Source organism: Trueperella sp. (assembly GCF_043424875.1).
GTDB lineage: Bacteria > Actinomycetota > Actinomycetes > Actinomycetales > Actinomycetaceae > Trueperella.
Genome location: NZ_JBHWPL010000041.1, coordinates 68,454 through 80,715 on the forward strand (window position 1 = coordinate 68,454; position 12,262 = coordinate 80,715).

General features: G+C 63.0%; 11 protein-coding genes. 3 read left to right on the forward strand and 8 right to left on the reverse strand.

What is annotated here, in order from left to right:
• Positions 1-16: 16 nt before the first annotated feature.
• From ACHFFR_RS03860 to ACHFFR_RS03870, 3 genes are read right to left on the reverse strand one after another with little or no spacing between them, the layout of a single operon-like run.
• Positions 17-3,262, reverse strand: a complete 3,246-nt coding sequence (locus tag ACHFFR_RS03860) for an error-prone DNA polymerase (RefSeq protein WP_394262955.1) — start codon at positions 3,260-3,262, stop codon at positions 17-19.
• The gene (locus ACHFFR_RS03865; RefSeq protein WP_394262956.1) at positions 3,259-4,815 is read right to left on the reverse strand and encodes a hypothetical protein; all 1,557 of its coding nucleotides are present in this window, start codon (positions 4,813-4,815) and stop codon (positions 3,259-3,261) included. Before ACHFFR_RS03865 ends, ACHFFR_RS03860 begins: the two co-directional genes overlap by 4 nt.
• A complete protein-coding gene (locus ACHFFR_RS03870; protein WP_394262957.1) occupies positions 4,812-5,537 on the reverse strand; it encodes a hypothetical protein in 726 nt (241 codons plus the stop codon). The genes ACHFFR_RS03865 and ACHFFR_RS03870 overlap by 4 nt, the downstream gene beginning before the upstream one ends.
• Positions 5,538-5,683: 146 nt before the next feature.
• Between ACHFFR_RS03870 and ACHFFR_RS03875 the strand changes: the two genes are divergently transcribed.
• Both ACHFFR_RS03875 and ACHFFR_RS03880 read left to right on the forward strand, forming a co-directional pair.
• Positions 5,684-6,214: a YbhB/YbcL family Raf kinase inhibitor-like protein gene (locus tag ACHFFR_RS03875; RefSeq protein ID WP_394262958.1), complete on the forward strand. Its 531-nt coding sequence runs from the start codon at positions 5,684-5,686 to the stop codon at positions 6,212-6,214.
• A 48-nt stretch (positions 6,215-6,262) separates the two neighbouring features.
• Positions 6,263-6,739, forward strand: a complete 477-nt coding sequence (locus ACHFFR_RS03880; protein WP_394262959.1) for a tRNA (cytidine(34)-2'-O)-methyltransferase — start codon at positions 6,263-6,265, stop codon at positions 6,737-6,739.
• An 8-nt stretch (positions 6,740-6,747) separates the two neighbouring features.
• Here the strand turns inward: ACHFFR_RS03880 and ACHFFR_RS03885 are convergent, their stop codons facing one another.
• A complete protein-coding gene (locus ACHFFR_RS03885) occupies positions 6,748-8,253 on the reverse strand; it encodes a hypothetical protein (protein ID WP_394262960.1) in 1,506 nt (501 codons plus the stop codon).
• Positions 8,254-8,432: 179 nt separating this feature from the next.
• Between ACHFFR_RS03885 and ACHFFR_RS03890 the strand changes: the two genes are divergently transcribed.
• Positions 8,433-8,732, forward strand: a complete 300-nt coding sequence (locus tag ACHFFR_RS03890) for a helix-turn-helix transcriptional regulator (RefSeq protein ID WP_394262961.1) — start codon at positions 8,433-8,435, stop codon at positions 8,730-8,732.
• A 43-nt stretch (positions 8,733-8,775) separates the two neighbouring features.
• Here ACHFFR_RS03890 and ACHFFR_RS03895 read toward each other — a convergent pair whose 3' ends face one another.
• The 4 genes from ACHFFR_RS03895 to ACHFFR_RS03910 form a co-directional block, all read right to left on the reverse strand.
• On the reverse strand, positions 8,776-9,585 hold the full coding sequence (locus tag ACHFFR_RS03895) for a TrmH family RNA methyltransferase (protein WP_394262962.1): 810 nt from the start codon (positions 9,583-9,585) through the stop codon (positions 8,776-8,778).
• 65 nt (positions 9,586-9,650) lie between these two features.
• Entirely contained in the window at positions 9,651-10,805 is a 1,155-nt protein-coding gene (locus ACHFFR_RS03900; protein ID WP_394262963.1) for an SPFH domain-containing protein, read from the reverse strand.
• Between the two features lie 31 nt (positions 10,806-10,836).
• Positions 10,837-11,277, reverse strand: a complete 441-nt coding sequence (locus ACHFFR_RS03905; protein WP_394262964.1) for an NfeD family protein — start codon at positions 11,275-11,277, stop codon at positions 10,837-10,839.
• A 148-nt stretch (positions 11,278-11,425) separates the two neighbouring features.
• The gene (locus tag ACHFFR_RS03910) at positions 11,426-12,211 is read right to left on the reverse strand and encodes an ABC transporter ATP-binding protein (RefSeq protein WP_394262965.1); all 786 of its coding nucleotides are present in this window, start codon (positions 12,209-12,211) and stop codon (positions 11,426-11,428) included.
• Positions 12,212-12,262: the final 51 nt, after the last annotated feature.

The window sequence follows — 12,262 nt, forward strand, 5'->3', positions numbered from 1 at the left end:
CGCAGGCGGCGCTAGCTCAGCGGAAGTCTCTGGATGGCAGGCTCACGGCAAGATCAAGGCGTTCCACGCCGTCGGCAACGAAGTTCATCACGCCGTCTGCGCGTTCAACGATCCCTCGAATGATGAGTCCTTGGGATGTGCGCAGGACCTGTCGATATCGCTCCCACAGCCCCACCGAGCAGATCACGTTGAGAAGGCCCGTTTCGTCTTCGAGAGACAGGAAGGTAATTCCCGACGCCGTGTGGGGGCGTTGACGATGCGTGACGATTCCAGCCACCTTCACTCGCTCGCCCGGTGGGTAGGTGCTCAGCGCGTCGATGGTCAGGACGCCGGCGCCAGCCAGGCGCTCGCGTAGGAAGTCCATCGGATGGGTTGCCACCGAAATCCCGGTGGTGCGAAGTTCGGTGATGTTTTCTTCGACGGGGCTCATCGCGGGCAGCTTCGGTGGGCGGGCACCAACGTGGAAGCCAGGAATTGCGGGCTGGAACCAATTGCCGAGTTTCTTGCCAGAGTATGCCAGCGCCTGAGCCGACCAGATTCCCTCTCGGCGAGACATTCCCAGCGACTCGAGCGCTCCGGCAGCCGCGAGATGCTCGAGCTCGGCGGTGCTCAGGCGCGCGCGGTAGGCAAGGTCGGCAACCGAGTCGAACTGTCGCTCGGCGCGGGCGCCAAGAATTCGATCAATCGCGTCCTTGAGCCCCTTGATATTCGATAGCCCCAGCCGCAGCCCCCGGCATGGGTCGGCGCTCACCAGCGAGTGCCGGCGCACATCGCGCCACGGTGTCACCTCCACGCTGGAGTGCTCCTGCGAATAGCACACGTCAACTGGCAGGATCTGCACGCCGTGCCGGCGCGCATCAGCCACGAGCGTTTGCGGAGAGTAGAAGCCCATCGGCTGGGCGGCAAGGATACCGGCGTAAAAGTTTTCCGGATAGTGCGCTTTGAGCCAGGCGCTCGCGTAGACGAGGTAGGCGAACGAGAACGAGTGGGACTCTGGAAAGCCGAACTCGGCGAACGCCTCGAGCTTGGAGTAGATCTCTTCGCGCGCTGGCCCGTCAATCCCTTGTGCTGCCATGCCCTCCATGAGTTCACCGCGCAACTCGCGCATCCGCTCGTGACTGCGCTTGGCCCCCATAGCCTTGCGCAGCTGATCGGCTTGCGAGGGACTGAAGCCCGCGGCGTCGATCGCAATCTGCATGAGCTGCTCCTGAAACAGGGGCACCCCCAACGTCTTCTTGAGCGCGTTTTCGAGTAGCGGGTGCGGGTAGCTCACGGCCTCCCTCCCCCTGCGCCGGTTGATATACGGGTTGACCGAGCCGCCCTGAATCGGACCGGGCCGGATGAGCGCCACTTCAATGACGATGTCGTAGAACGTGCGCGGGCGGATGCGCGGAAGGGTGGCCATCTGTGCGCGCGATTCCACCTGAAACACGCCAATCGTGTCGGCAGCGCACAGCAGGTCATAGACCCGCGGATCTTCCTGGTCGATATTGTGCAGGTCCAGTGGCTGGCCATTGGCCGCCAGCACCCCGCGCTCGGTCAGTTCGCTAAACGCAATGCGTAACGCGCTGAGCATGCCAAGCCCAAGCAGGTCGAACTTCACGAGGCCAGCTTCGGCGCAATCGTCCTTATCCCACTGCAGGACGGTACGCCCCTCCATGCGCGCCCAGCCCACCGGACACACGTCGATGACGGGCCGATCGCAGATCACCATTCCGCCCGAATGAATGCCCAGGTGCCGAGGCAAGCGCTGCAACCGCGCCGCGATGTCCACCACGCGCTCCGGCACCTGCGCATCGACGCCCCAGCGCTCAGCGAAAGATCTCTGCCCGCGCATCTTTGGTCCCTGCTCCAGATCCTTTCGCGTGAGCCGGCGTTCAATGGACTTCGCCCACGCGTCGGACTGGCCGGCGTCGTACCCCAGCGCGCGCGCCGCGTCCCGGATGGCCGAGCGGGGCCGATACGTGATCACGTTGGCGACCTGCGCGGCATGACGGCGCCCGTAGCGCTCGTACACGTGCTGGATCACTTCCTCACGCCTGCCCGCTTCAATATCCATGTCAATATCCGGCGGGCCGGTGCGACCAGGCGAAAGAAAGCGTTCGAACAGCATCTTGTGCCGCACGGCGTCCACAGCCGTGATTCCCAGCGCGAAACACACGGCCGAATTCGCTGCCGAGCCTCTGCCCTGGCACCAGATTCCCTCAGCCTCGCAAAACGCCACGATGTCGTGGACGATGAGGAAATATCCGGGGAATCCCAGCTGCTCAATGACCTCCAGCTCGTGATCGATCTGCTTCCACGCCTGCGGATGCTCCGAACGTGATCCATATCGGCGCAGGGCGGCCCGCTCGGTCAGGTGCCGAAGCCACGAGGCCTCCGTGTGCCCCTCGGGCGTGGGAAACGGCGGCAGGCTCGGTGCCACGAGCGCCAGATCGAACGAGCACTCCTCGCCCAGCCGCGCGGCCGTTTCCACCGCGTGCGGGTGATCGGCGTGCAACTGGATCATCTGCGCGCCCGACTTCAGATACGACGGCCACGCTGGCATCCACCCCTTGTATGCCTCGAGGGATTGGTTCGCGCGCGTCGCCGCCAGCACGTCGGCTATCACCGAGTCCTTCGGCCTGGCGCTGTGAACGTTACCGGTGGCGACGACGTCGACGTTCAGCTGCCGAGCCAAGCCCGCTAGGTGCATGTTGCGCTCGCGATCATAGGGCTGGCGGTTGTTGACCACCTCAACCGCCACGGAGTCCCTGCCAAAGAGCGCGATGAGCTGGTCGAGGTATGCCCGCGCCTCATCCAGCGCCCACACCCCCGGGCTCGTCTCAAGCGCACGCCTCAATCCACCCTTGCGGCACCCTGTGAGAATCTGCCAGTTCGCGGCCGCGCCGGCGAGCGACTCAAGTGAGTGGTGCGCGTGCCCTTTCTCCCCGGAGGCCAGCATCGCTTCACCGATCGCGTGCGAGAGTGCGCGATAGCCATCGGCGTCTCGTGCCAGGATGACGAGGTGATCGCCGTCGGGATCCTTTTGCCCCACGCGCGGGGTGCCTCCTATCGAAACCTCGGAGCCGATCACAGTAGGCATCCCGTGGCGCCTTGCCGCGCTCGCAAGCTGCACGACTCCGGGTAGCCCGTCGTGATCAGTGAGCCCGATGGCGGTGAGCTCCAGCTCGACGGCACGCTCGACCAGCTCGGAGGGCATGGACGCCCCGTCGAGGAAACTGTAGGCGGAGTGCGCGTGCAATTCTGCGTACGGGATCATTCGTAAACCCCCGCCAACCACCATTGACTCTTCTCGCGATAGATGAGGTATCCCCGCTTATCGCTGACCACTTCCACCCACGCTTTACGCTGGTGGGATTGCGGATTCCACCAGCCAACTGCCTGCAGCCAGGGACCAGCGAGCGAGTGGATCTGCGCCGCTCCCGCGCCCAGTCGCAACGCCACGGGCGTTGGATCGGTGCACTGTTGCTGGCAGTAAAATGTGCCGAGCGCGCTGAGGCTGCACTCGTGCCCGCAAGCATCGACCACCGAGATCTTCTCCGGGCTCGCCTTGACGAGATTGGGCCACGGGCCTGGCAACGTTCCTGGCCACGGGTCATTCGCGTGTTCCGTGAGCGCGTTGGCCGCATCCCACAACCTGTGGGTATGCGCTTCGAGCGGGTGACGCCCACCCACTCGTTCCGGCACGAACACGGCGCGATCGCCGAGCAAGCTCTGAATACGACTCACCGCGCGGGTTGCCGCTTCTTTACTTCCGCGGTCCGCTCCCCACAGGGTTCCCTGCGCCACGCCCGCAGGAGCGATCGCTTGAGCGACGACGACGAGGCGCTCGATTCCCGAATCTGGGCTCTCGTCCCGATCGGAGATCCACGCGGTGAGCTGCCAGCGCACGCGATCCGTGATGTCTTTAGCGCTTGCAACGTCAAGCGACCAGCGCCGCTGGCGCTCCTGACCCGTTTCGCTACGAGTCGAGATAGCGATCTCTCTTGCAATCACTCCCCTGCGCGTGAGTTCGCTGGACAGTTCCTCGGCCATCTCGCGCGCAAGGAACGCCGCCTGATCGAGGTTGACCAAAGGCTGATCTAACGCCCGTTCGACGGTGAGCTCGTGAACCGGATAGCTCTCGCCCGCATCTAGATCGCCGCCGTCGATCAACGTGATGACGTGCCTGCCGATGTCTCCGAACCGGGTGGCTAGTGCCTGCCGGTCCAGCGCGCGCACGTCACCGATCCGGCGGATACCAAGATCCTCCATCGCGTGAACGAATGCCCGCACACGCGCCCGCGCCTGCGTTGAAAAGGCGACGTGTTCCAAGGCAGTCACAGGGTGCCCATCGAGAAATGGCCGCGTATTTCGCACATGGGCGTCGTGGCGTGCCGCTAGCACGGCTGTCAATAGCCCCTCGCCGAAGCCGACGTGCGCTTCCAGACCCGTGCTCAGGGCGATCTCGCCGATCAGATTCTCACTGAGTGCGCTCACGCTGCCAGCGGATGCAACCGGGCCACGGGCAAGGAAGGTGAGCAGGCCCGGTTCGAGCACGCTGAGGTAGGCAATGTGTTCTTCGCAGGCCCGCACAACGCGCTCGAAGTGCGCAACATCAAGCGCCGCATCGTGTCGGATGAGCGTGAGGTTCGGGAGCAACGATTGCGCCTGCCTGCGCTTCATGCCCACGCGCACGCCTTCGCGCTCGGCAAGGCCGTTGATCGCGACGATGCGATGTTCGAAGACGGCGATCGGCTCGTTCGCCTCAGCCTGCCCGCTGAGCAGCGCCGCTGCCACCGGCCAGTCCGGAATCCACACTGCGCCTCTCATGAGGGCACCCGCTCACTCACGACGCCCACGCGGACATCTCCACGCGCGAGGCTCAGGGGCTGAGCTTGCCTGCCTTCTTGGGTGTATCGGATATGCGAGCGCCCTCGCTGAGTAGATACCGCGTAGTCCACCGCGCGAATGTGGCCGATGCCGCCATCAACCCCGCTTACGCCAAGGAGTTCACAGTCCGCCGTCAGCGAGGCGTGCGGCCAGTCCATCGCGATCAGGAGGGCTCCCTTGGTGATGGCGCGGCGTTGTAGCACCCGCCGTTCGCGCGCATCGAGGCGAACGTTGCCGACGACCACCACGTCAAAACCATCGATGGCTGCGCTGACGACCTGCGGCCCCTGCGTATCGATCCGGGGCACGTGGACGACCCGCCCGGCGTCCACACCCAAACTTTCCGCGCACGCCCATCCCACATCTTTAACGCCAAGAAACGCGATCCATGCGTTGTGTTCAGAGGCGATGCTTGCAAGAACCATCGTGAGGAAGTGCGAGCCTCGAACGCTCACAACTCCGTGTCGAGGAAGCCCATCCGGAAACGCTCCCCACAAATATGAGGGCACGGTGAAGTGATCCGAGCTGACCTCGCCGTTCATACTTCGAGGAGCTTGGGGTGTGCGCGCAGCTGAAGCGTGCGAGTGCGTTCGAACGATGCGCAAGCCCGCACGCTGTTCGGCATCTACAAGCGCTTTGCGCGCGATCGCGAGCCTATCCACACTCCACCTCCATTCGAACGTGTGTTCGATATTCATCCTAGGAGCGGGCTCCGACAAAAACTAGTCCGACTTTCACCGACGGCTCATTTCGCGCCCGCATCAACGCGTCAGCAGACTTTGTGATCTGCATCGCATAAACTGGAGCCATGAATCTAGAACGACCCGTTGCCCCAGATCCCTACGACCTACTTCCCGAGGTTCCTTCATTTGACCTCACGAGTCCTTCCTTCAAGGAGGGCGACACGATGCCGGACAAGCACCTCGGCTTCAAGGACAACGTCTCTCCAGCGCTTGAGTGGAGCGGTTTCCCGGAGGAAACCCAAGGCTTTGTGGTGACCTGCTTCGACCCGGACGCGCCCACGCCGTCAGGCTTTTGGCACTGGACCGTCGTCGATCTCGACGCCGACGTGACCTCCCTTGAGGAGGACGCCGGCAAGTCTGATCTGTTCTTGCCGGGCGCGGCGGCGCATATCCACAACGACGCGAACGAGGCGGCCTACTACGGTGCCGCTCCCCCAGAGGACGATCACCCGCATCGCTACATCTTCGTCGTGCACGCGCTCGACGTCCCGACCCTCGAGTTGGATCCCGAGAATACGACGCCGACCACCGCCGCGTTCAATACCGTCTTCCACACGCTCGCACGGGCAAAGCTGACGATCACGTATCAGCGCTAGGCGCGCAGTCTTTCAGCGACTCGAGCACCCGCACGCTACACTGTGCGGGTGCTCGATTTTGTTTTTCATGAACCGAAGATCCCCGGCAATACCGGTAACGCCATTCGCCTCGCGGCATGCACTGGGGCGCGCCTACACCTCATCGAGCCGCTCGCGTTCAACTTCGGCGACGCCCACCTCAAACGCGCCGGCTTGGACTACCACGACCTCGCCGACCTCGTGATTCACGAATCGTGGGAGGCGGCCAAGGATTACTTTGGCCCGGAGCGCCGAATCCTCGCCTTTACTGGCCACACGCCACACTCGTACGCCGATGAGACCTACACGAGCGACGACGTGTTGCTCTTTGGCACGGAACCGACCGGCCTGCCAGAGTCGGTACTCGAGGATCCCCGCATCGCGAAGAAGCTCAGAATCCCGATGTTGCCAGGCCGGCGGTCCCTCAATCTCGCGAACGCCGCGTCGATCGCACTCTACGAGGCGTGGCGCCAGATGGGCTTCGCCGATTCGGCTGAGCTGTCCTAGCACCCGCTTTAGCTCGCCCGCGATCCCGCCCGAAGTGCGCCGCCCAGGCCGATCAGCCCAAGTGCGATCAGCACTCCGCCTGCCGAGCGATGACCAGTGTTCGGAAGCTCGACGATTCCCGCGGGAGCAGGCGTTGGCACTCGCTCCACCTTCGGCTCGTCGGTAGGCACAGGCACAGGTGTTCGTGTTGGCTCAGGCTCTGGGGATGGCACAGCTTCTGGCGTCGGTTCCGGCTCCGGCGTCGGCTCTGGCGTTGGCTCTGGCTCTGGCTCCGCGACCTCAACGTAGACACTTTCGGCAGGCTCAAAGAACGGCATGACGACGCGTTCGGGCGGCAAGCCCTCGAAGGCGCCGGTGGTGTCAAACTCACCAGAGACCACAACCGTGTACCACCCCTCAGCCACGTCCGAATCGAAGACGACCCTGTACTCCCCTGGTTCCTCGACCTGCAGCGCCAGCGTTTCGATCGGCTCGATACCGGCGGGCACCTCTGCACTCTGTTCGGCGGCTTCGGCGAATGGCCCGTAGAGGTCGACTGTCATCTGGTAGGTCGCTGACTCATCTCCCGCGCTCGGCCACGACTGCCCGGACACCGTAACGAGGTCGCCGACGCGAGCCTGACCGTCGATGATCTCAATAAACGCTTGCGTGGAGATCTCGACACCCGCAGCCTGGGGCTCATCGCGCAGCACCACGGCCTGGGATAGTTCTCCGAGGGATCCCATCAAATGCATGTCCTGCGCCACCGGGTGATGGCCCGTCCTGAAGGAATGCCCCGGAATGCTCGTGTAGGTAACCGAGATCGTGACCTCCCCAAACGCAGGAGCATCAACCGCGAAGACGCTTGCTTCGGAGCCCGTTTGGCCTGCCAGCGTGGCCGTGCCAGTGTCGGTAAAGAAGGCCCCTTCGAGAGTGGCCGTGAACGGCAAGCCGGCGATCGCTGCGCCCTCTTGACCACGAATCACGAATCCTGCAACGTTGCCATCGCTCATCGTGAGGTCATCGGCCGTGTGCGGGCCCGCAATTGCTTTGGCTTTGGCGAGCAAGACGCGGGCGTCCCCCCGCCACGCCGCATTCGTGGATTCGCTGAGACCACGAGCGTCATCCGTGAGCTCGTACATCGCAAGCGTGAACGCCTCGGGAGCAAGCCCGCGTGCAGCTTCGGAGCCCCACAGATCAAGGATCGCGGCGGCCACCCCAGTGTCCGAGGCAGACAGGCCGGTTGCCCAGCCAACTTCGGTGGACTGCTGGCCGTACGCCGTGCCTGCGACCGTCGTCGATATTGACTCGAAGGTCGCCGTCTCCAAACCGGGCTGGTAAGTGAAGTTAAATTGGGTGTCGCCCGTGCACACCGCGATGGGCTCGGCGGGCGAGGTCAGCGCTTCGAAACGGCTTGGCTCTGTGGCGATCCGTTCCCAGCGTGTCTCACCTGCCCACGCACGAGGTATCAATACTGTTGAGAGCGCGAGAATGATCGCGAAGAGAACGACGGGACGCCGCATTGTGATGTACATAAGTGTTCCTTTCGACGCGACTATCCTCGCCGAAAGGACCACATCCCCGTCGCGGCCAACCCCCATTTTGTGGATAACTGAGACGTTTCGGTGGCTGTGGATAATGATTTATTTATTTAAAGGATAACGCCGTGTATACCCCGCCGACGATTGCGGGGTTTACACGGAAACTCAATATCGTGACTCAATACTCCCCCGCAGAACGTGCACTCGCGTCCACCTTTGCCAAAACACTCATCGCCCGGCGCACAGAGCTTGGCCTCACCCAGGAGCAGGTGGCTCTCGACGCCGGCATGGACCGCAATCACTACCAACTCATGGAGCACGCGCGATCCGATCGCAAGACCAACAGCCCGGCGAACCCGCGCCTGTCCACACTCATCAAGCTGGCAAAGGTCTTTAACTGCGAGGTTCAGGACCTACTCGACGACGCTCTCGAGGAGTACAAGGCCGTCGACGCGCAATCTCCGGCCCAGTAGCGCTCCTGCCACGTCACCGCCTCGCCGGAGCCGCTAGTATCGCTTACCGCAGCGCCCACGCGGCCACGGCGCTCGCCGCAGCGACGTTGAGCGAGTCAACACCGGCACGCATCGGGATCGTCACAACGTAGTCGGTGGTCGAGATCGTCCGCCGCGCGAGCCCATCACCCTCGGTCCCCAGAACCATCGCGACCTTCCCCTCGCGCACCTGATTCAGTGCCACAAACTTGTCGAGACTGATTGCGTTATCCGACAGTGCGAGCGACGCCGTTACCCACCCGTTCTCGCGAAGCTGGGCTATCGAGCGAGGCCAGTTCCCGATGCGAGTCCACGGGATCTGGAAAACGGTCCCCATCGAGACTTTGATCGAGCGGCGATAGAGCGGGTCGGCGCAGTGGTCGGTGGCGAGGATTGCGTCAACCCCCAACGCTGCCGCAGAGCGGAAGATCGCACCAACGTTCGTATGGTCTACCAGGTTCTCGAGCACGAAGATCCGGCGAGCAGAGCCGAGTCCTGCGAGAAAATCCTCGGCGCCCGGCAGCTCTGGCCGATTCATTGACGCAATCGCGCCGCGGTGCACCCGAAAGCCAGTGAGCTCTTCGAGGAGCTCATCGGGAAGCACGAAAAGCGGCACATCGTCGTCGAAGACGTCCGCAAACGTGCGTGCCCACCGCCCAGTCATGACCGCCGCTCGCGGCGTGTGTCCCGCCTCAAGAGCGCGCCGAATGACCTTCTCCCCCTCGGCAAGGTACAGCCCGCGCTCGGAATCCAACTTCTTGCGCAAAGCCACGTCGGTCAGGCGCAGAAAATCGTCAAGGCGCGGATCGCTCAGGTCGGTTACGTCAATGATCACGTGACTACTCTGCCAGACGAACGGTGGCCCAAGGAAAATTCCTTGGGCCACCGCGTGAGTTGGTGTTACTTGATCGGGTTGTCCGGATCGAGCGGGTCAACCGGGTCGGCCTGATCGGGGCGCTGGCCGGATGACTGGCGCGGATCGAACGGCTTGCCCGAATGAGTGCCGGACTCTTCGGCCTCGGAGGACGCGCGGTTCGCTTCGCCGCGGGCGCTTGCAAGCGCTTCGTCCACGTCAGGCAAGCTGGTGCTTGCGAGCGAATCGGCGAGGTCGTCGTCGAGACCCTCGAGGTTGACCTGAATCGGCTCGTCGTTTCCGAGGTTGCCGCCGTCCTTCTTGACGCCGGTGAAGCCGGTCGTGACGGCGTCGAGCGCCGCTGTGAGCTCGGTCGGAACGATCCAGAGCTTGGAGGACTGCGAATCTGCAATCTGCGGGAGGACCTTCAGGTACTCGTAGCTCAGGAGCTTCGGATCGGCGTTACCGCGGTGGATAGCGTCGAAGACCTGCAGAATCGCTCGGGATTCACCCTGTGCTTCGAGGATCTTGGCCTGCGCCGAACCCTCTGCGCGAAGGATCGCGGACTGCTTTTCACCCTCGGCCGTCAAGATGGCGGACTGCTTCACGCCCTCTGCGGTCAGGATCGCCGCACGGCGATCACGCTCGGCGCGCATCTGCTGCTCCATCGCGGACTGAACAGTTGCCGGCGGATCAATTGCCTTGAGCTCGACTCGCGACACGCGGATGCCCCAGCGGCCGGTGGCCTCATCGAGCACGCCACGCAGCTGACCATTGATCTGGTCTCGGCCGGTCAGCGCCTGCTCCATGTCCATCGAACCGATGATGTTACGCAGTGTGGTCACGGCGAGCTGCTCGATAGCGGACATCGGATCGGCGATCTCGTACGTCGCCGCCTCGGGCTGAGTGACCTGGTAGTAAATAACCGTGTCAATGTTGACCACGATGTTATCCGAGGTAATCACCGGCTGCGGCGGGAAGGGAACGACCTGCTCACGCATATCGATGCGCTGGCGGACCGAATCAAAGAACGGGATCAGGAAGTGCAGGCCCGGGCGCAGCGTCTTGTTGTACTTACCAAGACGCTCGATGATCACCGTAAAGCCCTGGTGCACCTGAATAACGGACTTCGCGATTGCGACGACAACGAGGAGCGCCAAAATCGCGAGGAATACGAGAAGAACAACGTTGGTGTCTCCCATTGAGTCCTACTTTCTTTCTTCTTATCGAAACTTAATTGGTTGCGTCTGGGTGGAACGGCTGAACGATCGCACGAGCGCCTTCAACGTTTTGAACGACGACGGTCGTGCCCTCCGCGATGGCGGCACCGTAGGTCTTGGCGCTCCACACGTCACCGCCGATCTTGACGCGGCCAGCCTTGGTGTCGATGTCAGTAAGCGCGTGGCCGATCTGGCCGGTCATCGCGTAGACGTTGGAGTCGCCTGTCGATGAGTCGTTGACAAACTTTCGAGCCCACGGACGCACGAAGCCAATGCCGAGAACAGACACAATCGCAAAGACGACGATCTGGATGACGAGCGAATCGGTAAAAGCAGCGGAGGTTATCGTAGCTGCGAGCGTTCCGGCTGCGAACATCATGAACAGGAAGTCCACAGTAAGAGTTTCAGCGATCAGCAAGACGAGCGTAATGATCGCCCAAATTCCCCATGCCATGTGTGTCCCCTAGCGTTGTGCATTGATTACGTTCAGTGTACCTGCTCGCCACGCGGGAGTGCTCCACCCGCAGGGGGAATTGTTCCCAGTAGGAAGTGGCAGAAAGCGCTAGCCTTCTGCCACGTTCAGCAATGAGCCGGTAGGCGCGCTATCGCGCCGAGCGAGCCGAATAGCGGCCCTCATCGAGTGTGACGTTGACGTCGACTCCGAAGACCGACGAGAGCGTCTCCGACGTCATGACCTCATCGAGTTCACCCTCGGCCGCCACCTTTCCGTCCTTGAGCAGGAGCCCGTGGGTAAACCCTTGCGGAATATCCTCCACGTGATGGGTCACGAGAACCATGACGGGCGCGTACTGCGCGTGCGCGAGGTCGGACAGCGAGGCCAGCAGGTTCTCGCGACCTCCGAGGTCTAGCCCGGAGGCTGGCTCATCGAGGATGAGGATTTCCGGATCCGGCATGAGAGCACGCGCGATACCCACGCGCTTCTTCTCACCGGACGACAGCGTTCCCCAGCGGCGGTCCGCCAAGTCCTTCACGCCGAGCACGTCGAGAAGCTCGAGCGCACGGTCGTCGTCGAGATCCTCGTATTCTTCACGCCACTTGCCGATCACGCCGTAGGCGCCGGTGCGAACGACGTCGAGAACGCGCTCGCGATCGTTGATGCGCTGGTCGAGTGCGGAGGACGCGAGTCCAACCAGCGGGTGTAGTTCAGCGACGTCGACCTTGCCGAGCGTTTCGCCGATGATGGCGACCGTCCCCTCGGTGGGGTGAAGGCGACCGGACACGAGTCTGATGAGGGTCGTTTTTCCCGCGCCGTTCGGGCCAAGTACCACCCAGCGCTGCCCTTCATTGACCGACCAATCAACGCCGTCGATAATGTTACGTCCGCCGCGGCGAACTACTACGTCACTTACGTTTAAGACATCTCCCATGGAACCAACCCTAGTTCAAAGGTGGGCCGGCGTGCGCGACTGCACGCACGG